At 40.0% G+C, this 22176-nt stretch carries 21 protein-coding genes; 9 read left to right on the forward strand and 12 right to left on the reverse strand.

Annotated features, from left to right (window positions below; translation table 11 throughout):
- Nucleotides 1–2 precede the first annotated feature (2 nt).
- The 5 genes from ACHSBP_RS12985 to ACHSBP_RS13005 form a co-directional block, all read right to left on the reverse strand.
- A complete protein-coding gene (locus ACHSBP_RS12985; RefSeq protein WP_010559259.1) occupies nt 3–188 on the reverse strand; it encodes a hypothetical protein in 186 nt (61 codons plus the stop codon).
- Nucleotides 189–563: 375 nt separating this feature from the next.
- Nucleotides 564–1166: a DNA-binding response regulator gene (locus tag ACHSBP_RS12990; protein ID WP_010559258.1), complete on the reverse strand. Its 603-nt coding sequence runs from the start codon at nt 1164–1166 to the stop codon at nt 564–566.
- Nucleotides 1163–2242: a sensor histidine kinase gene (locus tag ACHSBP_RS12995; protein ID WP_395389069.1), complete on the reverse strand. Its 1080-nt coding sequence runs from the start codon at nt 2240–2242 to the stop codon at nt 1163–1165. Before ACHSBP_RS12995 ends, ACHSBP_RS12990 begins: the two co-directional genes overlap by 4 nt.
- Entirely contained in the window at nt 2235–2819 is a 585-nt protein-coding gene (locus tag ACHSBP_RS13000) for a DUF7010 family protein (protein WP_395389071.1), read from the reverse strand. The genes ACHSBP_RS12995 and ACHSBP_RS13000 overlap by 8 nt, the downstream gene beginning before the upstream one ends.
- Nucleotides 2820–2876: 57 nt before the next feature.
- On the reverse strand, nt 2877–3581 hold the full coding sequence (locus tag ACHSBP_RS13005) for a tetratricopeptide repeat protein (protein ID WP_395389072.1): 705 nt from the start codon (nt 3579–3581) through the stop codon (nt 2877–2879).
- 246 nt (nt 3582–3827) lie between these two features.
- On the opposite strand from ACHSBP_RS13005, the gene ACHSBP_RS13010 reads away from it, so the two are divergent.
- Nucleotides 3828–4202, forward strand: coding sequence for a hypothetical protein (locus ACHSBP_RS13010; RefSeq protein ID WP_010559254.1), 375 nt, complete (start codon nt 3828–3830; stop codon nt 4200–4202).
- Between the two features lie 3 nt (nt 4203–4205).
- Nucleotides 4206–5585, forward strand: coding sequence for a class II fumarate hydratase (locus ACHSBP_RS13015; RefSeq protein WP_395389074.1), 1380 nt, complete (start codon nt 4206–4208; stop codon nt 5583–5585).
- Nucleotides 5586–5666: 81 nt separating this feature from the next.
- On the opposite strand, the gene ACHSBP_RS13020 is transcribed toward ACHSBP_RS13015, so the two are convergent.
- The 3 genes from ACHSBP_RS13020 to ACHSBP_RS13030 form a co-directional block, all read right to left on the reverse strand.
- On the reverse strand, nt 5667–8432 hold the full coding sequence (locus ACHSBP_RS13020) for a methyl-accepting chemotaxis protein (RefSeq protein WP_395389075.1): 2766 nt from the start codon (nt 8430–8432) through the stop codon (nt 5667–5669).
- A 246-nt stretch (nt 8433–8678) separates the two neighbouring features.
- Nucleotides 8679–9782, reverse strand: coding sequence for a branched-chain amino acid aminotransferase (locus ACHSBP_RS13025; RefSeq protein WP_021033073.1), 1104 nt, complete (start codon nt 9780–9782; stop codon nt 8679–8681).
- A gap of 240 nt (nt 9783–10022) precedes the next feature.
- Nucleotides 10023–12026, reverse strand: a complete 2004-nt coding sequence (locus tag ACHSBP_RS13030) for a S9 family peptidase (RefSeq protein ID WP_040642602.1) — start codon at nt 12024–12026, stop codon at nt 10023–10025.
- A gap of 164 nt (nt 12027–12190) precedes the next feature.
- Between ACHSBP_RS13030 and ACHSBP_RS13035 the strand changes: the two genes are divergently transcribed.
- The 3 genes from ACHSBP_RS13035 to ACHSBP_RS13045 all read left to right on the forward strand — a co-directional run bounded on the left by ACHSBP_RS13035 (nt 12191) and on the right by ACHSBP_RS13045 (nt 13880).
- On the forward strand, nt 12191–12631 hold the full coding sequence (locus ACHSBP_RS13035; RefSeq protein WP_010559249.1) for a hypothetical protein: 441 nt from the start codon (nt 12191–12193) through the stop codon (nt 12629–12631).
- A 182-nt stretch (nt 12632–12813) separates the two neighbouring features.
- On the forward strand, nt 12814–13197 hold the full coding sequence (locus tag ACHSBP_RS13040) for a YacL family protein (RefSeq protein ID WP_010559248.1): 384 nt from the start codon (nt 12814–12816) through the stop codon (nt 13195–13197).
- A gap of 173 nt (nt 13198–13370) precedes the next feature.
- Nucleotides 13371–13880, forward strand: coding sequence for a hypothetical protein (locus ACHSBP_RS13045; protein ID WP_010559247.1), 510 nt, complete (start codon nt 13371–13373; stop codon nt 13878–13880).
- Nucleotides 13881–13942: 62 nt separating this feature from the next.
- On the opposite strand, the gene ACHSBP_RS13050 is transcribed toward ACHSBP_RS13045, so the two are convergent.
- From ACHSBP_RS13050 to ACHSBP_RS13060, 3 genes are all read right to left on the reverse strand, one after another.
- Nucleotides 13943–16219, reverse strand: a complete 2277-nt coding sequence (locus tag ACHSBP_RS13050) for a S8 family serine peptidase (protein ID WP_395389078.1) — start codon at nt 16217–16219, stop codon at nt 13943–13945.
- Nucleotides 16220–16344: 125 nt separating this feature from the next.
- Nucleotides 16345–17517 (reverse strand): cation:proton antiporter, encoded by a 1173-nt coding sequence (locus ACHSBP_RS13055; protein ID WP_010559245.1) that lies wholly within the window; start codon nt 17515–17517, stop codon nt 16345–16347.
- 2 nt (nt 17518–17519) lie between these two features.
- Entirely contained in the window at nt 17520–18455 is a 936-nt protein-coding gene (locus tag ACHSBP_RS13060) for a hypothetical protein (protein ID WP_395389080.1), read from the reverse strand.
- 47 nt (nt 18456–18502) lie between these two features.
- Here ACHSBP_RS13060 and ACHSBP_RS13065 point away from each other — a divergent pair, with 47 nt between their 5' ends.
- The gene (locus ACHSBP_RS13065; protein ID WP_395389081.1) at nt 18503–19909 is read left to right on the forward strand and encodes a protein adenylyltransferase SelO family protein; all 1407 of its coding nucleotides are present in this window, start codon (nt 18503–18505) and stop codon (nt 19907–19909) included.
- A 75-nt stretch (nt 19910–19984) separates the two neighbouring features.
- Complete coding sequence (locus tag ACHSBP_RS13070) at nt 19985–20674, forward strand: diguanylate cyclase domain-containing protein (protein ID WP_395389082.1); 690 nt, start codon at nt 19985–19987, stop codon at nt 20672–20674.
- Between the two features lie 58 nt (nt 20675–20732).
- Here the strand turns inward: ACHSBP_RS13070 and ACHSBP_RS13075 are convergent, their stop codons facing one another.
- The gene (locus ACHSBP_RS13075; protein ID WP_395389083.1) at nt 20733–20972 is read right to left on the reverse strand and encodes a hypothetical protein; all 240 of its coding nucleotides are present in this window, start codon (nt 20970–20972) and stop codon (nt 20733–20735) included.
- Nucleotides 20973–21204: 232 nt separating this feature from the next.
- On the opposite strand from ACHSBP_RS13075, the gene bfr (ACHSBP_RS13080) reads away from it, so the two are divergent.
- Entirely contained in the window at nt 21205–21675 is a 471-nt protein-coding gene (gene bfr / locus ACHSBP_RS13080; RefSeq protein ID WP_395389085.1) for a bacterioferritin, read from the forward strand.
- Between the two features lie 3 nt (nt 21676–21678).
- A complete protein-coding gene (gene bfr / locus ACHSBP_RS13085) occupies nt 21679–22161 on the forward strand; it encodes a bacterioferritin (protein WP_395389087.1) in 483 nt (160 codons plus the stop codon).
- The last annotated feature ends 15 nt before the right edge of the window (nt 22162–22176 follow it).

A 22176-nucleotide genomic window follows, 5' to 3' on the forward strand; every position in this document is an offset into this window, starting at 1 on the left:
TTTTATTCAATATCGTCTTTAAACGATTCTTGACTTTTAACTAAACCAATAGATAGGAACACTAAACCTACCACCAGAAGTATCATCGAAAGAACAGAATTATCTTCAGAGAGAAAGTAACCTGCCCCAGCTACAGACAACAAACAGGAAACGTAATAGCTATTTGACTTTTTTGACTCTTTTTCCATAAGTAAACCCTTTGATAATTATTTAGGTCAAATCAGCCTATACAACTAACATGTTTATAGCGAATGAATCGCGTGTTTTTCTACCACAGTGTTGCTCGTTTTTATGAATGACTCATTTGTAACAAACTTCATAACTATTTGCTAGTGCTATTAAAATGCAGCAGTGATGGCTCTTATCTCGGGACGAAAACGAGCGATTGGGTCGTTTTCCTGACTATGCAAGCAATGTACTTTGACGAAATAGAAAAGTAATTTTGAAAGACCGCTGTTAGATCGTAGTAGACCTACTCAACTGTACGATTTGATCGAACTAAAAATTTAAAAATGTTAGTTTAAATATGAGCTACCACAAATAATATGTTTCCAAAGGCTGGTTTATAACCAGCCTTTTTGCTGTGCGATACGCGCTGCATCCACACGATTTACCGCGTTTAATTTGCTAATAGCTTCTGACAGGTAATTGCGCACTGTGCCTTCTGATAAAAATAACTTAGCCGCAATATCGTGGGTCTTAAGACCATCGCCTGCAAGTTTTAGTGCTTTGCGCTCTTTATCATTAAGTGGGTCTGTATCTGATAGTGCGAGTAGGGCAAGTTCTGGGTCAATCACCTTTTTACCTTGTTGCACCGATTTTATAGCATTAATGAGTTGCTCTGACGGGGCTTCTTTTAAGATAAAGGCATACACACCTGCGTTCATCGCGCGCTTTATGTAACCTGCTTTTGAGAAGGTTGTCATAATCATGGTTTTTAAATTAGCATTATTCTTTTGCAAAGATTCCGCTAATTCAATTCCGGTCATATTTGGCATTTCAATATCTGAAAGCACAATATCGACAGTATTTTCATGTAAAAACGTGAGTGCTGCTTTGCCGTCTTGTGCTTGGCCAACAACATTAATAAACGGGTCTAAACCAACCAGCGCGCTAATTGCTTCTCTAACCATTTGCTGATCTTCAACCACAAGTACATTTATCATGATAATTCCGTTTTAAAAGTCATGGCTAAACAAAAGCCATTTTTGTTGCTGACAAGGAGTTCACCACCCAGCGCTTCAATACGCTGCTTTATACCGCTAAGGCCGTTGCCGTTTGTAAATGTATGCACTTTGCCATTATCAGTTACTGAAATTTTGTTCTCGCTAATATCAATTGTAACCTTGTTACCTTTGCTATGACGTAAAATATTAGTGGTTGCTTCAGTTAGCACAAGTGATACGGTATTTTGTAAAGCTGGCGAGGTGTTTTGTAAGTTATTTTTGATGTTTACCTGAAAGCCATTTTTCATTAGTTCGCCTGCTAGGTGGTTTAACTGTTCGTCTAATTTAAACTGCTTCATATTGGTAACCGCTTGGCGAATGTCGCTTAATAATTCACGACTAAGGGTTGCCACTTGCTGTATTTCGTTTTGTGCTAACGATACTTGGTCGTTCGAGATAAGCTTTTCAGCAAGCTCTGCCTTTAGTGCGATTGACGATAAGCTATGACCTGCTAAATCATGTAAATCTCGGGCGATACGCTCGCGCTCTGCCACCATAGCTAATTGTTCTATTTGTTGCTGGCTTTGTTGTTCACTTAATCTATGTTGGCGTTCGCGGCGCTCAGCACGGCCCATAAAATATAAGCCAATACTGGTGATAAGGGCTGGCACTATGTAGTACAAATCCATCAGATTAAACAAATAGGCCGATAGCGCAATGCCAAGTAATACGCCTATTAACCCTTGTAACCCTCTATGTTGCCTAAAGTTAAAGCCACAAAAATAGCAGGCAAAGCCAAACAGTGCTTGTGTGCCCGGTGTAATATAAGCGCCGAAAGTAGCAAGGACTACTATCTTTAATACGGGTGAGAGTGCTTTTTCACCTTTCGCATTGACTGCTTTTACGTAGCACACAATGAATACGCAGTACAGCATAAACATTGCGATAAGTTTAAATAGCGTAAACCGTTCAAAACTAAAAATAAGGGGTAAAAAATAAAAGCTAGAAAAGGCAAGTGGCCCCCACACCCAATATGACTTTCCTTCTACTGCGAGGCTTTGTTTAAAATTATCCATTTTGACCTACGTTTAATGCCGTTGAGTGTGTTTGCTTTAGTTGATTTTGCCAGCGTGAATACAGTTGGTAAATACTAAATAAATAGATGAGTACAATAGCAAAAGGCAGTACTACAAATCTATCTTCCGGAAATAAATACCATAAAATTACAAGGGATACTGTGCGTGTGAATGTATGAATAATACCGAGTGGGTGCTGCAACGTCCAAGAAAGTGGAAGCCACATTAACCCCGACATAATACCCACACTTAACGGTACGGTGGTGTGATCAAGTTGAGTCATTGGGATCACTAAACCATAACCCATCAAAGACATAAGAACTGTACTTAAAAATAAATTATCAAATGGGTTGCGCTCAGATTTTTTAACAAACAGGGCTTCATTCGTTAACTTGGCTACACCTAACGCGATGTAAAAAATCATTCCGGTACCAATAAAGGTGATAAGTCCCATGTATTGGTTGTCGATAAAGGTACCTAAAATACCCAATACGGCCCATGTGAAACAGCCAGCGATTGGCATGGCGAGTAGTTTTTTCTGTTTATATTCTTCACGGTACTGTTCTAGTGTTTTCATGATAGATCCTAATTAGAGAGTGGGCAGCACGCTGCCCATTAGCTGTTTGTTGGGCGGTTAACCTTGATTATTGCTAATAAGCATTTGTGGCCAGCTGTAGTTTGGTGCGATGTCGAGTGATGCCTGCCAATCATCAAGCGCACTTTGTACATCGTTAAGTGCTAAGTGAGTAAGCCCACGCCAAACCAACGCTTCGGCCTGACCCCACTGATAACCGAGATTGTCATCGTTTTGATAGTGGTTAATTGAAGTATTGAGTGACTTAAGAGCTTGTTGTTTACTACCACCAAAAATATTTGGTGTGTTGTAAGCGATAATGCCCTTAATTAAATGCACACGCGGGTTTGTTTCATCGCTTTCACTCGCGCTTTCAAGCGCGTTAGACGATTTAATGCCGTAGTACATACCTGTAATTGGCTTTATTGAAATGCGATAGCCGTAAACTTGGGCAAGTAATGCATTAACCTCTGTTTTGTCTTCGCTAAGTTTTTCATCTGTTAAAATCACTTGCGCGCTATCGAGTAAGCTTATCGCTTTGTCACTCTCGCCCATAATGTTATGCGCGATAGCCAAGCGGTAGTTAACGAGCGCTGCATCATAGCCTTTGGCAGTGTTTGCGATTTGTGTAAGTTGAGCCACATTATTTTGCTGTGACGCCAATTCAATCTCATCAATAGTCGTTTGATCAGCACTTGCATAGTTAGCTGTAAACGTTGCAGTAGCAATAAGTAATGCGTAGATGTTTTTAGTAATTAGATACATAGTAATTTCCTTTATATGATTAATGACTGACCGTTTTTTCGGCGCAGTTATAGTGTTATTCAAAAGGAGCTTGGTGGTTAGAGACGTTTGTCAGCAATTGCATATGACAAATGTCATCTTGTGGTGTTTGGAAAAATCAGCAAATAGATCTTCGTGTCGTTAATTTTATGTAATTGATAATCGTTTGCATTTAATTTGCATCTATATTAAGCTTCTCAATTAATTGATAATAACAATCATTTACAAATGAATGCGAGCGACACTCACAGCCACTATTCAGTGCTTTTAACTAAACTAAGCAAATGTTCGTCTGCAAGTGCATATCAAATAGTGGATGAATTGGTTTCGACCGGTTTAGTACTTGCAAATTTCTATGGTGAGCGCCAACAATCTTTGCTACAAGAGCTCTTTTTAAGGCGTTTATTCTTTGATTTACTGGGTAAAGTATGCGACCCACTTGTTGGTAGTGTGGTGCAACGCATCTGCCTTGATTTTACATATCAACCGTTGTTTGCACTCAAACGGTTTTATCGTACATATCATGGTAAGTTAGAGGCATATTATAAGTTGGAACGAGAGTTACGCATTTTAAGTAATGAATTTTTAGCGTGTAAAAGGTGAACTATGACACAGTACCGAATTGAAAAAGACAGCATGGGCGAATTAAAGGTACCAGCCAATGCCTTGTATCAAGCTCAAACGCAACGTGCAGTTGATAATTTTGCTATTAGTGGCTTAACCATGCCCGTATGGTTTATTCAGGCATTAGCGTACGTAAAGTCTGCGGCAGCTAAAACAAATCAAGAACTCGGTCACTTACAGCCACATATCAGTGAAGCCATTGTTGATGCATGTGAAAAAGTACTGACAGGTGAATATGACAACCAATTCCCAGTCGATGTATTTCAAACCGGCTCGGGTACAAGTTCTAATATGAATATGAACGAGGTACTTGCCACACTTGCTTCTAATTCCCTTGATGAAAACGTAAGCCCTAACGACCACGTGAATATGGGACAAAGTTCTAACGACGTTATTCCAACCAGTATTCAGGTAAGTTGTTGTATTGGTGTGTACTACCATTTACTGCCAGCGGCGAACCACTTAATTAATGCGTTAACACAAAAATCGAAAGAAGTAGGGCATATTTGTAAAACAGGCCGTACTCATTTAATGGACGCGATGCCAATCACGTTTGCACAAACCCTCGAAAGCTGGAAAAGCCAAATTGAAAATGCTATTGCGGGTATTAACACATCGCTTGAACAGGTGAAGCCGCTTGCACAAGGCGGAACGGCGGTTGGTACGGGTATAAATGCGGACCCACAATTTGCCGGTAAATTTGCGAGTAACCTTAGTGCTGCGGTTGGTATTAGCTTTAAACCAAGTGAAAACTTTTTCTATAATATTGGCTCTCAAGACGCCATTGTAGCTTTGTCAGGCCAGTTAAAAACGCTAGCAGTTGCCATTATTAAAATTGCAAACGACTTACGTTGGATGAACTCAGGCCCACTATCAGGTTTGGGTGAGATTGAACTTCAAGCATTACAACCAGGTTCGTCTATTATGCCGGGTAAAGTAAACCCAGTTATTCCTGAGGCTGCTGCAATGGTGGGTGCGCAGGTTATTGGTAATGACGCGACAATTACCGTTGCCGGTCAGTCAGGTAATTTTGAGCTCAATGTTATGTTGCCAGTTATTGCCCACAATGTGTTAGAAAGTATTAACCTTCTGACGAATACGTGTTACCACCTTGCGGATAAAGCAATTGCGACCTTTGTGGTTAAACAAGAGAACATTAATAAATCACTCAATAAGAACCCGATTTTAGTCACAGCGCTAAATCCGGTAATTGGTTATTTAAAGGCCGCAGACATTGCGAAAAAAGCCTACAAAGAAAATCGACCAATCATTGATGTTGCTTTAGAAGAAACCGAACTCTCACAACAAGAGCTTGAAAATTTACTCAACCCTGAAAAATTAACACAAGGCGGTATCGCCTAAACGATTGACGCCCTAGTTCATTTTTAAATAATAAAAGCCCGTAAAAAACGGGCTTTTATTATTGCGGCCATAAGTGCACTGTTAGTGAGAAAAACGCGTCATTAAGTGCCGTAACTCGTTTGCTCGTTCGGCCATATTATTACTGGATGCATTTGCACGCTCTACTAGCCCATTATTTTGTTGAATAATGCCATCCATTTGTTTAATGGCGGTATTGATTTGATTTATCCCGTTGGCTTGCTCCGCACTGTCATCGGCAATTTTCGCCATATTGGCAGATAGTTCTTGAATGTTAGATACGATAGATGCAAGCGTATCACCCGATTGCGTTACAAGCGCCATGCCGTGTTCCACTTTTGTTGCGCTATCATTGAGTAAATCAGCAATATTTTTTGACGCATCGGCGCTTCGCTGCGCTAAAGAGCGTACTTCGGCTGCGACAACCGCAAACCCTTTCCCTTTTTCACCAGCTCTTGCCGCCTCAACAGCTGCATTTAATGCAAGCAAATTAGTTTGAAATGCAATTTCATTAATTACTTCAATTATGCTCGATATTTCACTTGAGCTTGTACTTATTTCTTTCATCGCATCGACTGTATTACCAACAAGGCGACCGCCTTCTTGCGCTTGTTCATCAGCTTTTGTGGCTAAGTGATTTGCAACCTGCGCGTTTTCAGAGTTACGTTTGACTGTTTCGGTAATTTCGTGCATCGATGCGGTTGTTTCTTCAATTGATGCGGCTTGTGATTCGGTTCGGCTGCTTAAATCGTTGATGCCGTGCTTTATATCATCTGCAGAATCAGTGATGTTAGAGGCGGTATCGGTAATTTGCTTCACCAATAACGATAAGTTTTCAACGCTACGATTAACCGCTTGTTTTAATGTGTCAAACTCTCCTTGATAATGACCATTTACAGTTTTAGATAAATTACCATCGGCGAGTGCTTGCATTACATCTTGGCATTCGTTTAATGGGTGGGTAATTGCATCTAAAGTGTCGTTAAAGCCAATAACTATTTTTGCAAAATCGCCACTGTGTTTATTGCTGTCGGCGCGTGTTGATAATTGCCCACTCGATGCAGCGTCAACTAATAAGTTAGTATCTGATATTAAGCCTTGAATGGCATTACAACAGGTTTCGAGACTGTGTTTAACCTGTAAAAAGTCGCCCTTGTAATCGTTACTAATGGTGTTTGGTATATCACCTTTAGCTATTTGATCTAAATATAACGAGGTGTTGTTTATTGGTGTAACAATGGCATCAAGTGTTGCGTTAATGCCTTCGATAATTTTTTTGTAATCACCGTTGTGACTATCGGCGTCTGCCCGTTTTGATAATTCGCCAATAACAGCGCTTTGTACAATGGCGTTAGTGTCGTTAATCAGTTTTGCAATCGCGCTGGTGGATTGCTCTAAGCTTTCTTTAATTAATAGAAAATCACCTTTGTAGTCGCCAGATATGCTCTTTGGGATCTGTCCGTTGCCAATTAAATTTAAATATTCTTGTGTTTGTTTAACGGGCTTTACGATGGCATCGAGCATTTGGTTAATGCCGTTTGCAAGTGTCAACATAAAGCCTCCAAATTCACTTGCATCAATTCGTGTTGCCAGTTTGCCCTCAACTGCAGCTTGTATAATTGTTGCAACTTGCTGCTCTGCACGGCGTTGTTCTGATAAATCATTAAGTTCATAAACAATGCCTATTACGTCACCGGAACTATCTTTAACCGGTCCTGCAATCACAAATATAACGCTATCTTGGTAAGTTAATTCACATTCAACTTGTGTCGAAATAGCATTTTTCAATACATCAAATTCTGGCTGGTTATCAAATAACAGACTATCGGCATGGTCTATCAAAGCTGAACTGGTAAAGTGTGGCTGGGTAGTTTGAATGTTAGATTGGTGATTATTTAGCAGCGACTTGCATTGGTTATTACAATAAATAACCTTGTGCGAGCTGTCAGACATCATAACGGGCGCGGCAACGTTATCAAGCGCTTGTTTAATGCGCCCATTCACTTTTGCAACCTCTTTTTGGTGTTCCATTTGGTTAGTTAAGTTTGTATTTGCCTCATTTAAATTGTGTTGCATGCGCGAGAGTGCAGTTAATAATAAGCCAATTTCATCACGGTTGTGCCCAGTTATTGCATTATCAAGATTGCCATTGGCAATTTCGTTTGCCACCTTAGCTGCGTGATTAATCGGTCGAGTAATTAAAATGCGAATGTACCTTGTTAGTAATAAAATGGTTAAAACTGTAATCACGGTAAGGCCGATTAAGGTATAGTTAATCAGTTGATCTTTTTGTTTAGACAAATGTGATGTTTCAGTAAGTGCAATTTTGTTAATCTCGTCACTAAGCAAGTTAAGAGATTTAACTACCGGGCGATCTATGCCTTTAACCGCGCTGTCGCCAGCTTGTGTATTAAAGTCTGCATTATTAAAGTCAATTAGGCCTTTTCGGTAGAGCGCACCTAATTGTTGATGTTGCTTTTGTAGTTCCGATATTTTTGTTTGGAGCGCGGTTGGCAAATAAGGCTTAGTTTTTAGCGACGCTAAGTCGTTTTGGATTTCCGTTTCTTTATCTATGAATCTCTGCAAATATTTTTCATACTGTGTTGCGTCATGGCCGCGGATCAATATATTTTTCCACTCTTGCACTTGGATTTTAAAATTACTCAAAACCATATTTACTTGCTCACGTGAATCCAGTTCTTGGTTAATTACATTGTCAAAGTCTTTGGCGAGCGAGCGTAAAATAAATACCGAGATAAGTGCTGCAATAAGAATTGAAAAAAGACCTATCAGTACACTTGTCATTAACTTAGCTTTGATACTTTTCATATTTCGTCCCTGAATGTGACAAAAGAAACATAATTCTAAACCAAACGTTGTTAACTATGCTGTTGAGTAATCTTTAAACTCATCAAGAAAATTAAAACAATTGGTATAACTACTCTAGTCAAAGAATCGAAAATCGGCAAAAAATGATTGTTAATTCAGAGGCTTCTAGGAGAAAGGTGAAACGTTAAAAAATTTAGATGGCTTAGCTGAGCTGCTGAAAGGCCGAGCTAAGCCATAGTTAATCGATTACAGCGCGTTTGTTGCTACTTTTTGCAACCAACCACTAGGAGCCTTGATACGACCTTGTTGCATATCACTGTAAAACTGGTGAAGTGCTAAAGTCAGCTTGCCAATCTCACCGTTTCCAACCGTATAATGCTCACCATTTTCTAATATGTAATGGCCTACGGATGCAGTGACTGCTGCTGTTCCAAATCCACCCGCTTCAATTATCTCACCCGATTTTATATCGTCTAAGAAATCTGTTAGCGCTATTTTTTGTTGTATCGGTTTTAGGCCAAGTTCTTCAGATAGACGCGCTGCCAAAGCTAAAATGGATTCAGAGGTAATTGATTTTAAGATGGTGTCGGTAAATTCTGGAATAACTAAATGACCACTTTTAGTTATATGAAAGTGATTCATTGCGCCCACTTCTTCAAGATACGTGTTGCTTGCGTCAAGGTACAATACTTGGTCTGCTGAGAAACTTGCAGCTTGTTTTTGTGCACGCAATGATGCCGCATAGTTACCCGCCGCTTTAGCAGCGCCCGTACCACCTGACACCGCTCGGTGATAAGTATTTGAAATAAGGAGCTTAAGCGAGGTTGTCATTCCTTTTGGGTAATAAGAACCGCTAGGACTTAACATGACCGCGTAGGTATAGCTGTTACTGGCTCTAACCGATAGGTTATCTTCAGTAGCGAATAAAAATGGGCGAATATACATAGAGGCGCCATTTGCACGTGGCATCCATAATCGCTCTACATCGAGCAGCGCGTGTATTGCCGACATTTGCATATCTTCGGGTACACTGGGCATCGATAATATACTGGCAGATACATTTAAACGCTGGCAATTTTTGTCGAGTCGAAAGGTATAAATCTCGTTGTCTTGGTGTAAAAACGCCTTGGCTCCTTCAAACACAGATTGGCCGTAATGTAATGCCATTGCGCCTGGGGCTAACTGCAGTGCTTGATAAGGAACAATGCGCGGCGCTATCCATTGGCCATCTTTATAGTCCATTAAGAAAATATGGTCGGTTCTTTGTTGGCCGAATCCGAGGGAGTCGCATTGTTCAAGTGGCGCTGTACGTCTTAATTCTGATGACAGTAGTTGATAGTCGATATTCATTATTATGTAATTCTGTTGGTGATGAATGCATAGTGAAGCTGTGCGTTTAAATAATCAAGGTAAAATTAATCAATTTATAATTAAAACGTAAATAAATTTATCAAATAGTGTAGCGCGAAAATTCATGCGTAAAAAAAAGCCAGTCGAAACTGGCTTAAAATGGTTGGGAAAACGGTCAATGTGTAATTGGCATTGAGGTTGGGGCACCCCGATTGTTATTTGCCAATTTCCACTGTTAAATTATTTATATTTTTCAAACCACGCGAGCGTATGTTCAATTTTACTAATCATGCGTGACGGTTTACTTGCAATACCGTGATAAGCGCCTGGAATTTTCACCAATACGCTATCTATTTTTCGTAGTTTAAGCGCTTGATAATATTGCTCAGTTTCTGCCATCGGCGTGCGTAAATCTTTTTCTCCTGTGATCAGCATGGTCGGTGTTGTTACATTACCAACCAGCGAGAGTGGCGAGCGCTGCCAATAGTGTTCTACGTTATCCCAAGGCATACCCGGGAATTGTGTTGGAATTTGGCGAAGGCCACTATCGGCGGTGAGCACTTTACTTAGCCAGTTAATAACAGGTTTTACAACAACCGCAGCCTTAAAGCGATCGGTCAAGCCAATGGCGTAGGCTGTTGCAATACCCCCTGCGGAACCACCCGCAATATAAACTTGGTCAGGATTAACAAAACCTTTCGCTATCATCGCATCAACGCCTGAATTGTGATCGGCAAAGTCTTCTTTTGACGAGTATTTATACTTTAAAAGCATTGCAAAGCGCTCGCCATATGAACTACTGCCGCGATGATTATCATAAAACACAACATAGCCTTCGGCAGCGAAACGCTGTAATTCTGCAGAAAAATGCGGACCATAGGCTAAATGCGGACCGCCATGGATTTCTAAAATCATTGGGTATTGTTTGTTTGGATCAAAATTAGGTGGAGTGATGTACCAACCTTGAATTTGCTCCCCATCAAAAGACGATTTGTAGTTAATCTCGTGAACTTCACCCAATGTTTTATGGTTTAGTAAGTCGTTATTGAGCGCAGTGAGTTGGGTAACTTTACCTTTTGTTGAAACTATCGCTACATCGGCAGGTTTTGTTGCGCTGCCGTGCGTAAATGCAATATCACCTTGGTAATTTGCACTAAATTCACCACTAATATATGGGCGACCGAGTGTGGTCCCTGACAAGGTATCAGTTAAGTCTTTTAACTTACCTTTAGTCGTAATAGTGGCGACTTTACGTTTACCAAAATCATCATAGCTAAATGCGATGGTGTTTTTACCAATCCAACTTGGCTGGTTAACTGAGCGGTCGAAGTCTGGCTTAATTTGGCTTGATTGCTTCGTTTGCCAATCCATCACATTCAAGATGTTATTGCGATATGGGTTGAGTGCATTAGAGCTTTGTAAATAAACGAGCTTGTTACCGTTTTTTGAAAATTGTGGGCTGAACTCGCGTCCTGGCGCGTTTGTTAGCTGAGTTAACTCTAAGTTGTTTACGTCTACTTGAAACAAGTCGCCTTCCAACGTTTTGTATTCCCAGTCAGTTATACGGTTCGCAGAAAACACAATCGCTTTGCTATCTTGGCGCCACGCTAAACGGCCTTTGTGATGATAATTACCAGAAGTGATTTGGCGCGGTGTTCCGCCTTCCGAAGGAATTACAAACAGTTGATTATACCCGGGTTTTACTAAGCCACTGCCGTCAGCTTGATAATATGCTTTATCGATGACAATGGCCGGCTTTGACCATTTAGCCCCTTTAGGGGCTGTAGGCATTTTTGCGATGACGCTAGGTTTTTCAGACACTTTTTGGCTAAAAGCGAGCCACTTTTCATCGGGTGACCAGGTTAGGTTAGTAACGCCACTTTGCACATTACTAATTTTTGCTGTGCGGTTTTGTTTAAGGTAGTGGACGTGTATTTGTTTGTTTCCTGAGAGGTTACTAATAAATGCGATCCTATCGCCACTTGGTGACCAAATAGGTGAACTGTATTGTTTATCATCAGAAAAGAGCGGTGTTTGATCACCTGTTTCAGTATTTACCAACCATAAGTGCTTATCAGTTGCGTCACGCATGATGTTGTTGCTATTTCTAACATACACAATGTGTTTGCCATTAGGTGATACGCTAAGTGAATTTGCATACTCTAGCTGAAATACGTCATTTGCTTGAAATGTATTTGCAAAACTGGGTGCTGCATACGCCGCAAATGCACCGACTAGCATCATCGCTTTGGTTGGAGTAAACATAAAATGCCTTTTATTTTTTTAGTTTGTATCACAATATCCTAGTTAATTGGCTTTAACAGCGAAATCAGGACGAATGCAACAATTTAGTAGACAAACAACCGTGGTAACCGCAAGATGAGCCTTGTTTTTAAAAGGAGTACAAAGTGACAGAAGAACAAAAAATCGTTTTTTTAGAAAAGGAATACTTTCATTTACAAGCACGTGTAGAAAGCTTTGATGCTAAGTCGCTAACCATTAAGGCGTGGAGTGTGTCATTGGCAATGGCTGTTTTAAGCTCGGGGGCATTTAGCAAAACGTATAATGTGTTGTTGTACGCGGCGATGGCGGCATTATTGTTTTGGCTAATCGAAGGGTACTGGAAAACATTTCAAAGCGCTAATTATCAACGTATTGCCGAGATAGAAGGGTACTTAAACGGTACAATTACTGAGATTGATTGTTTACAGATTAATGCATCTTGGAGTTGTGAATACAATAAGCAAGGCAGAACGTTGTTTTACAGAAGCTTGTTTTGGCCTCATGTGATGTTACCGCACGGTATTATGACCTTGGGCTTTGCAATTAGTTATTTCTATTTTATATAAAATAATCAATAAGAACACATCATACTAGTTAATAACTCACTGTAATCGACGCAATGGTGTGCAGTTTAGGTAATGGTTTTGCGAGGGTAGGTGTTTATTTGGCAATAACACGAAATCGATATCGTTGTTGTTACAACAAACGCGTACAATTAGCAGCATAATTAGTATTGAGAGTTTAAGTAGTGGAATATCAGTTTATCAAAGATCCGATCGATGGGTTTAGACTATTGATTAGCGATGAACAAGCAAATATCGCCCGTTGGCTTGTTGACGAAACAGGCATTAGTAGTAGCGCGGTGAATGATTTACTCGTTCAAGTTAATCAAAAAACGAGCGCATTTACCCATGATGTCAATTTCCGTGGTAAAGAAATGGTGATGTCGATTGTTGATGGAGAGGTTGCTGTACGTGTGAACCAACATTGCGTAAGCGATTTTGAACAAGAACGGTTTGATCAAGAAATGCTATCGGTTGATACAACAAATGATCTAAGTGAATGCGGCTTAGATGATTTTGTGTCTTTGTTACAAGACTGGTATCTTTTTCTTAAGGATAATCGTGTTTAAGTAACTTGAATGTAAGATACAAAATTACGACGTATTAAAGTCCTGAAAATATAAAAGTACTTATTAGTCCTAGCAAGTGATTGCTACTGAGTTAAAGACTTAGGCTTGCTTAAATGAAAGTTAGAAGCAAATTTTTAATTTATATTTGAGGTTAAATATTAGGAGTAGCTCCAATGAATAAAATAATCGCGCTGTCGGCGCTTTTTATGTTAACTGCGTGTGGTGACAACGAAGTTAATAGCAATAACGACGTAAAACAAGAATTAAAACAAGAGTTAAAGCCTCAAGCACAGCAAAGCGTTAAAAAAGTAGAGACATCAGACAAGCTTAAAAACTTGGATAAAGAGGTGAGCATTGCAAAAACGGACAGCAAAACGCTAGACGGTTTTAAAGAGCGTATTGAGCTTGCGCAATCGGACGTAAGTTGTGATACAAGTGCACAATGTTATGTCGTGTCAACCGGTTCTAACCCTTGTGGCGGCGCAAGTGGTTATGCAGTTTTATCATCAAAAACTAGTGATAAAGATGAAATTGAAGCACTTACTGCTGAACTTATTCGCTTAGAAAAGAGTAAACATGCGTTAGAGGGGACAATGGGGATTTGTCAGCGCCTATTTGAACCAAAAGGCATGTGTAAAAATGAAAAATGTGTGGCGGTTGACGGCCCGCAAGAGGTTTATTAATACAAAAAAGGAAAGTGGCTAGCCACTTTCCTTGCTTTTCAATGATTAAGATGTCGTGTTGCTTATGGGTTAGCTTGCACGTTTAGCGTAATACCACTTGCTGCGCGATAACCGTATACGTCAATGTACCAAGTACCTGCCTGTGGTGTGCTGAATGAACAAGATTCATTGTTACCACTTTCATATGGACGACAATCATAGCTGCTCGTTGTTGATTGAGCACCATGCGTTACATATAAGTCCGCATCACCAGTACCGCCAGACATAGTTACATTAAAATCAGTGTAACCAGCTGCTAGGTCAATTGTATAACGCTGCCAGCTACGACGTGAAACTGATACATCGTTTACGGTATCGTTAATTGGCGTAAGTTCTCCTGTGCCACCGTCGTTACCTTCAGTATAGCTTGCGGTAAGGCTTACATTGGCAAAGCTGCTGTAAGCTTTTAAGCGCACATAATAAGTACCGCCAGATTGCGTTAGATTACATGTTTCATTGTTACCAGATTTATATGGGCGACACTCATAACTGCTGTCAGTTGGTGCTGCATTAAATTGCGTATATAAATCAGCGTCACCAGAGCCACCGCTCATTGATACTGTTACGTCGGTAGCGCCTGCTGGAACTTCAAATGTGTACAGGATCTCTTCATTAGTATTTGCACTAATACCTGATACCGTCTGACCGTTAACAAGTACATTCTCACCTGGGTTAGGTGGTGTTGTACCGCCCGAACAACCATTTGCTTGTAAATAGTCGATAGCGTCTTTCGCTTGCACTAAACCGTGACCGAATTTCACATCACGACCTGCTGTACCTAAATCTTCAGCCGTTGCATTTAATGCGCCACGAATATCGTCTGCACTACAACTTGGGTGATGGCTCCATACTAATGCTGCTACACCCGCTACATGTGGTGATGCCATTGAAGTACCGCTCATCATGCCGTAGTTACCAGTACCAATCTCAATTGTTGTTGATAGACCAGTTTGAGACAGCATTGCTGCACCGTCAGTATCGGTAGCTGTTACAGCTGGAATCGAAGTTTGGTTTGTATCGCCTAACGTACCGCCGAAACTACCTGCTGCATTGTTATAGATTACCGCGCCAACGCCGCCGCTATCTTGACAGTTTTTAACTTTGTCGTGGAATGAGATGTTACCGCGCTGAATTAGGCATACTTTACCGTTTGCGCCTGAATCAGTAGATTCACCTGTAGCAAAATCATAAAGAGGTGCAGTAACTGAGCCGCTGTTTTCCATTGCGTTAACGCTGTATGCATTGCTGCCAACAGATAGCGAAACAACTTGGCCCGTGCCTTCTGGGTAAGTTGAGTACACATCTACACCCGGTGCTGCGATTTCAACTTGGCTGTTCTTTTGTGAGAAATCGGCCAGTGCTTTTGCACTGTCAATCGCTGCGACAGACATTACTGAATCATATGATGCAGGGAAGCTTTCAATATCAGTAGTATTCGATGGGTTACCATCGTTACCAGCAGCCGCAATGAGTAATAAACCAGCGTCAGCAATTGCTTGAATACCATTACGCTCTGATGTGCTCGAACCTGAGCCACCAAGACTCATGTTAATAACGTCGCTGCCTGCGTTTTTACATTCATTCATTGCCGCAACAAGATCAGATGAGTAACCCCAACCGCTTGCGTTAAATACTTTAATAATATGAAGTGATGGATCTGAACCAATTACACCGCGTACACCAACACCATTATCAATGGCTGCAATTGTACCCGCTACGTGTGTACCGTGAGGACCACCTTCTTGGTACCAGTTACCTGTACCACTGTTGTTTGTGCCAGTTACGGTACCGCCATTAGTGCCCATATCTTCATGTGGAAGATCTAAACCAGAGTCGATTACACAGATTTTTTTACCGTTATTTGCAGCTGATGCAACTGAATCATCAACCTGATCAGCTTGTACCATTGCAATGCCGTAAGGCTGTGTTTGTGCCATTAATCGGCGCGGTAAATCTTCTTCAATGTATTCTACGTTAGGGTCGTTTTGTAATTGTTTTAATTGTGAATCTGATAAGCGTGCAATATTCGCGTTAATAGATGCATTGAATTGCGCGTTATTAACGCCCATTTTTGATAAACGATCAGTAGTTGCGAACTCAACATTTGTTGAGTGTGCAAAATTCATAAACGCTGAATTGTTTTTATATTTAATGATATAGCGCTTTGGTAAAGGTGATTTTACGGCTGCACGGTCTGATAAGTTAACGGTTAATAAGCCTTCAGCTTCAGTCGCTACTGCGGTGTTAACTGCAAGCGCTACCGCTGCCAGTGAACAAAGCTTTAGAGGTTTGTTTGTCATAATAGTTCCCAGGTTGTTGTCGTTATAGGAACTTGGAATGTAACAGTGAGTTACATGTGGTTACAACTATTTAACATTTGCGAGTGTAAACAATTGTTAATGTATATTGTTTTCAAAACCTTCAATTACTTGACTCTAGAGCTTATTCCATGAAAAAAGACACTTAATATTATTGTTAAAATAGCAATGTCGATTAACTGTTCTGAGACTCCATCTAATTGCTGCAATAAAATCAATGTAAAAACAACGGAAGCTAAACCGCGAGGGCCAAACCATGCCAGTAAAAATCGTTGTTTAAGGTTAAGTTGCGTAAATAACAGAGACAACAACACGGGAATGATGCGCATAACAGTTAACGCGCATAATGCATAAAGTAAAACTAATAATGACACACCATCAATCAAATAATTAAAGGCAAAGTTACCAAAAATAAACCAGATTATGAGTGCACAGGTGTTAGCTAAGGCATGGGCGTTACTGAGTCGCTGACGTTTAAACGCTTTTTTAAATTTAAAATCAAACAGCAAGCCTGCGGTGAAGGCGGCAAAAAAACCACTACCGCCGAATAGTTGCGCAACTAAAAAGATTAAAATAGCGATAGCAACACAAATAAATACTTCATTTTGTTTGTTATAAAGTCGGTATTTTTCAGAAAATATCACTAGCTTAAAGACGAGTACAGACACAATAACGGCCACAAAAATCGCTACGCCGATTTCTTTGACTGCAATCATAAGCGTATTTGTTAGATTCAAGGTTTGTTGATTGCTCGCGGAATATAAAAGCAATAAAAATACGGGTACCGCTAAACCGTCATTTAATCCGCTTTCAACATTTACTGCCTCGCGTGTTTGCGCTGGAATTTTTTGATTGTCGATAAAGTTACTGCTGAGCGCTGCGTCTGTTGGCGTTAAAATAATCGCCAACAAAGCCAAATGGATAAATGGCTCATCAGGAAATAAAATAGTGCCGATATAGGTGCCAAATAAAAAGGTTAACGGCATTGCTATGAGTAACAGTAAAAGCGGATAGAGGTAGCTGTGCGTTAACACCGATATCCTGGCTTTCGCCGCGTCGCCAAATAAGATGAGTGCCAAGGTGAGTTCGATATAAATTTGAAATGCAGATACGTCAAATTCTAAGTGGTTAGGAGCTCTAAAAAAATACGCAAAACAAAAGCCGAAAAACAGCATAAACATTGGGCCTGTGATGCTTACTTGTCCAATACGTTTGGCAAAAAGCGAATAGACGATAACCAAGCTTGTAATTGCGACGAAGATTGCGTATTCATTTTCCATAATTAGCTGATCTCTTTTTCCATGGCGGTGATTAAACGTCTTAACTGCCGGACTTCGTAACTGCCATTACCCCTTTCTCTGTGAAACAAGGGGGCATCTAGCGTAAGCGCATTTCCGCGAAGCTGCTTGTAACATGTCGCGATTTGTAACCCAATGTCACACAAACGATGCGGGGTTAACTGATTATTATCAAAAAAATAAAGTACTTGTTCGGTAAGGTCTAGGTGGGCCAACAGTGGGCCTGAATCAGCGTTTTGTTGAGAAAAAGCTTGCAGCGGCAATTGCGCTTTCCTAACTAGGTAAAGCAAGAACAAGTTGCGCATTTTATGAATATCGTTTTGGTAGCGCGCAAACGCATCCCGCAACATGCTTTCGTCAATCGCTTTTGTGCGCGTTACAGGCTTATTATTCTTTTTTAAAATTGCGTCGTTTTTTCTCAGCGCTTTTATTGGGTTGACTTTAATAATAGCAGCTTGCGTTAAGGCATCGCAGAAGTGGTTAAGCACAGTAAACATCGACGCGCGAGATTCATAACTCATTACCGCAGATTTAAAGGGGCGCCAGTTTTCATTAACATGGCGCTCGCCATTACGCAGTTTAAAACGCGGATTATGCCTGAGTGCGCACCAAGTGGCATCCGGAGATTGGCAAAATAATGTATATGTGGTTAATAATTCTTTATTAAGCGACCTCAAGCCGCAATTATGTTTGAACCAAAGCCATAGCAATAATTTTTCTATTTCATTACGAAAACGATTAAAACTGTTTTCACTTTTTATACCTACTTTTTGTAAGTACTTTAAACAAAACGTTAAGTCGTTTAATTGCGCCTGCGTTAACCTACTTAAATGTGTATAATTTCCAACATTAAAATGACGTTGTGCGTAATCGATTTGATAAGGCAGTTGAGCAAAAGTGTCGAATAACGGTTTAATCATTACACACGTCTTTTCCATGTTGGCGCTAATTATTCTGGGGATCGTTTATGTCTTTAATTCAATACTATAGTGAACTACCTGACGCGTTATTTCAATCGATTAAACCAGAGTCGCTGGCACAGCCTAAAACTATTGTGTTTAACGATAAGTTAGCGTCAAGTTTAACTCTGCCTGTTGGTTTTAATTCGCAAAACCCATCGATTTTAGCGGGTAATGAATTGATTGATTCGTGCAATCCTCTTGCCCTTGGCTATGCGGGGCATCAATTTGGCAATTTAACGCCTCAGCTTGGTGATGGCCGTGCGCATGTACTGGGTCAAGTGAGCGCAGATAATAGGTTACATTATGATTTGCAACTTAAAGGCAGTGGGCGTACGCGATATTCGCGAGGAGGTGATGGACGTTCAACGCTTAGAGCCGCACTTCGAGAATATATTGTAAGTGAATACCTGCATAAACTGGGTATTGATACAACGCGCAGTCTGTACGTGGTTGCAGGCGACGATAAAATTATGCGCGATGATCTTGAGCAAGCCGCAGTGGTATGCCGAGTAGCAAAAAGTCACTTACGCATTGGCTCGTTCCAATACGCGGCGATGCATCAAGACAGCGATGTATTAAAAACACTCACCGATTTCACAATAAAGCAACTGTACCCAGAACTTATTGACCATGAAAATCCATACCTCTCATTGTTTGATGTTGTAAGTGACCGATTAGCTGATCTAGTAGCAAGTTGGATGGCTAATGGCTTTATTCACGGGGTTATGAATACCGATAATGTTTTATTAAGTGCAGAGAGTATTGATTTTGGCCCTTGCGCATTTATGGGAATCTATAAACCTGAGCAAGTGTTTAGCAGTATTGATAGGCAAGGGCGCTACGCGTACCGTAATCAACCAGGCATAATGCACTGGAATCTTGCGCGCTTAGCCGAAAGTCTTATTGGACTTGTCGCACAAGATGAAGACAAGTCGATATCGCTACTTTCAACTGTATTGAATTTGTTTCCACAAAAATATGAAAGCTATTTCCACCAGCGAATGTGTGAAAAACTTGCCCTTGACCCAAAAGAACAACAATCAAAACCAGTTGTTCAAGCATTATTGAAGTATCTCGAACAGGAACAAATAGATTTTAATGGTGCTTTTAGCCAATTGGCAATGACGGAAAAACACATACATGGTGATTACGATATTGTTCAATCAGAATGGTTTAAGTTATGGCAATCACAGCGAAAATTGGACTTAATACCACGAATGTGTCATGTTATAAAAAATGCATATTTTTCCAACAGCGACATTGAAACCTTGCTTGATAAGTGTGTAACTAATCCCAAGCAGGCAACTCAAACCATTTCGCATTATTTTGCATTATTAAACAATCAAAGCGCTAACGAACTTCACGCTAATCACCCGTTTGATACGAGTTATCGTACGTTTTGTGGTACATAATCACGTTAACCCATTGCAGACTGCTATACTTTGAGGAAAAGCCCTATTAGCAGTTAAGCAGAGCCGAGAGCAGTTATGATAGACGTAATAAAGCAACAAATTAGAAAGCGTATGTTTTGGGATTTAATTGCGCTGATTTTGTTGTTTGTTGTAAGTTACTTTTTGTTCTTGTTGTTCAACGTAATTGATTGGCTGCATCATATCAGCCACGAAGTTGGAGTTAGGGGGCTGGCGGAAGTCATTCCTACGCTGTGCGTTTTGAGTTTGGGGTTTTCAGCATATGCTTACAGACGTTGGCAAGATACAAAAGCGTTTTCGCTATACGCTGAAGAGTTGTCAATGATTGACCCAATGACCAACTTGCCTAACAGACGTGCGGTGCAACGTATATTAAATCAAGCAAACGAAAACAAAGAATACCCAGTAGGGGTGTTGTTAGTCGACATTGAAGGGCTTGAGAATATTCGCTCTTTACTTGGTCAGACCGTTGTTGAACACGTTTTAATTGAAATTTTATACCATATCTCAAAAGAGCTAAGTGGCGACCAGCTTGTAGCGTATTGGCAGGCAGGACAGTTTATTTGTGTATGCCCAGGGCTTGAACAAGGTGATGTTGAAGCATTAAAGAAACGCTTTGAAGCAATTTCAATCAATAGAGACAAATTACTTGGCCAACCATTAAAATTTAGTTGTGCAGCGAGCACTGTGTACAATAAAGCTGAGTTAGAAAACCTATTTACAGAGCTTGAAGACCAATTAATTTAAGTTTACTAAATGACTGTTTTAACGAAGTTTTTCGAACAATACAGACTAGATTTCCAGATTAGTTTAGAACTAACACGATAATATCGTTGTTGTTAATGCCGTTGCATTGATGTTGATGTATATCGCTTTTGCTCGTTTTCAACACACATGACTCAAACCCGAGTGTTTCACACTTGTCGTAACACGCCAATTTTTTAGTCCAGCCAGTGTATTCTTGCATAAGAATATTGAGTAAAAACGTACTTGTGATAACCAATAATAACGTAACTGCAATGGCTTTTTTAAATGCAATTTTCATAGTGCTAAACCTTCACAACTCAATAATTCAAGTTTAGTACATTGTTAAAAATTGCATAGTTCAAACTTGGGTAGTAAACCAATTAAAAATCATTTTCAATAGCCTTTAAAATTGCTTAAACATTTTAGCTAGGTTATTGAATTTTTAATATAAAAACAATCTTTTAGAACCCTTGTTTCTCGTTTTATATGCGCTAGAGTTAATACATCTAATATCGCGTAGAGTAATCGTAATGAAAGGAAATAAAGACGTACTGAAGACGTTAAATCAAGTGCTTACACACGAATTAACGTCAATTAATCAGTTTTTTTTACACGCACGTATGTTTAAAAATTGGGGCCTAGAGGAACTAAATGAAAAGGCCTATAAAAAGTCAATTAAAGACATGAAGCAAGCGGATGATTTGATTGAACGCATTTTATTCTTAGAAGGCTTACCAAACCTTCAACATTTAGAGCGTTTGCGCATAGGTGAAAACGCCACTGAAATGCTTGAATGTGATCTTGCTATGCAAATGGACCAAGTTCCATTATTAAAACAAGCAATCGCATTGTGTGAAGACAAACAAGATTACGTTAGCCGAGAATTGCTCGAAGATATTTTAGAGTATGAAGAAGATTATATTGATTGGTTAGAAACACAGCTTTCACTGATCGGTAACATCGGTATTGAAAATTACCTACAAAGTCAAATTGAGGAGTAAGTAATGAAAGGCAATCAGAAGATTATTGATTTACTTAACCGCCAGCTTACACTTGAACTAACGTCAATGGATCAGTATTTGGCGCACGGTAAAATTTATGAAGATTTAGGCATTGAAAAACTACACAAGCAATTAGCCCACGAATATGAAGAAGAGCTAGAACACGCCAATAAATTGATTGAGCGTATTCTATTTTTAGAAGGAACACCGGACACGGCGTCACGTAAACCAATTAACGTTGGCAGCAATGTGCAAGAAATGCTCGAAAACGACTTAGCAGCAGAGCACACGGTTCAGCAAAGTCTTATCGAAATCATTAAAGTATGTGAAGACGAAAAAGACTATGTGACACGGGAAATACTCGAAACCTTACTTGATGATACCGAAATGGATCATATCTATTGGTTAGAGCAGCACCTGAACTTAATAAAACTGATTGGATTACCAAATTATATTCAGTCTCAAATGAAAAGTGATACCCCCTAAAAAAGGCCTTTATGG

Origin of the sequence: Pseudoalteromonas sp. XMcav1-K (genome assembly GCF_044005875.1) — a bacterium.
In the GTDB taxonomy this organism is placed as follows: domain Bacteria; phylum Pseudomonadota; class Gammaproteobacteria; order Enterobacterales; family Alteromonadaceae; genus Pseudoalteromonas; species Pseudoalteromonas spongiae.

Excerpts from the sequence above, each read along its gene's own strand:
- ACHSBP_RS13005 (WP_395389072.1), bottom strand. The coding sequence starts at position 3,581 with ATGTATCTAATTACTAAAAACATCTACGCATTACTTATTGCTACTGCA.
- ACHSBP_RS13000 (WP_395389071.1), bottom strand. The coding sequence starts at position 2,819 with ATGAAAACACTAGAACAGTACCGTGAAGAATATAAACAGAAAAAACTA.
- ACHSBP_RS13010 (WP_010559254.1), top strand. The coding sequence starts at position 3,828 with ATGAATGCGAGCGACACTCACAGCCACTATTCAGTGCTTTTAACTAAA.
- ACHSBP_RS13025 (WP_021033073.1), bottom strand. The coding sequence starts at position 9,782 with ATGAATATCGACTATCAACTACTGTCATCAGAATTAAGACGTACAGCG.
- ACHSBP_RS13060 (WP_395389080.1), bottom strand. The coding sequence starts at position 18,455 with ATGATTAAACCGTTATTCGACACTTTTGCTCAACTGCCTTATCAAATC.
- ACHSBP_RS13015 (WP_395389074.1), top strand. The coding sequence starts at position 4,206 with ATGACACAGTACCGAATTGAAAAAGACAGCATGGGCGAATTAAAGGTA.
- ACHSBP_RS13020 (WP_395389075.1), bottom strand. The coding sequence starts at position 8,432 with ATGAAAAGTATCAAAGCTAAGTTAATGACAAGTGTACTGATAGGTCTT.
- ACHSBP_RS13070 (WP_395389082.1), top strand. The coding sequence starts at position 19,985 with ATGATAGACGTAATAAAGCAACAAATTAGAAAGCGTATGTTTTGGGAT.
- ACHSBP_RS12995 (WP_395389069.1), bottom strand. The coding sequence starts at position 2,242 with ATGGATAATTTTAAACAAAGCCTCGCAGTAGAAGGAAAGTCATATTGG.
- bfr (WP_395389087.1), top strand. The coding sequence starts at position 21,679 with ATGAAAGGCAATCAGAAGATTATTGATTTACTTAACCGCCAGCTTACA.
- bfr (WP_395389085.1), top strand. The coding sequence starts at position 21,205 with ATGAAAGGAAATAAAGACGTACTGAAGACGTTAAATCAAGTGCTTACA.
- ACHSBP_RS12990 (WP_010559258.1), bottom strand. The coding sequence starts at position 1,166 with ATGATAAATGTACTTGTGGTTGAAGATCAGCAAATGGTTAGAGAAGCA.
- ACHSBP_RS13050 (WP_395389078.1), bottom strand. The coding sequence starts at position 16,219 with ATGACAAACAAACCTCTAAAGCTTTGTTCACTGGCAGCGGTAGCGCTT.
- ACHSBP_RS13030 (WP_040642602.1), bottom strand. The coding sequence starts at position 12,026 with ATGATGCTAGTCGGTGCATTTGCGGCGTATGCAGCACCCAGTTTTGCA.
- ACHSBP_RS13065 (WP_395389081.1), top strand. The coding sequence starts at position 18,503 with ATGTCTTTAATTCAATACTATAGTGAACTACCTGACGCGTTATTTCAA.
- ACHSBP_RS13075 (WP_395389083.1), bottom strand. The coding sequence starts at position 20,972 with ATGAAAATTGCATTTAAAAAAGCCATTGCAGTTACGTTATTATTGGTT.
- ACHSBP_RS12985 (WP_010559259.1), bottom strand. The coding sequence starts at position 188 with ATGGAAAAAGAGTCAAAAAAGTCAAATAGCTATTACGTTTCCTGTTTG.
- ACHSBP_RS13055 (WP_010559245.1), bottom strand. The coding sequence starts at position 17,517 with ATGGAAAATGAATACGCAATCTTCGTCGCAATTACAAGCTTGGTTATC.
- ACHSBP_RS13045 (WP_010559247.1), top strand. The coding sequence starts at position 13,371 with ATGAATAAAATAATCGCGCTGTCGGCGCTTTTTATGTTAACTGCGTGT.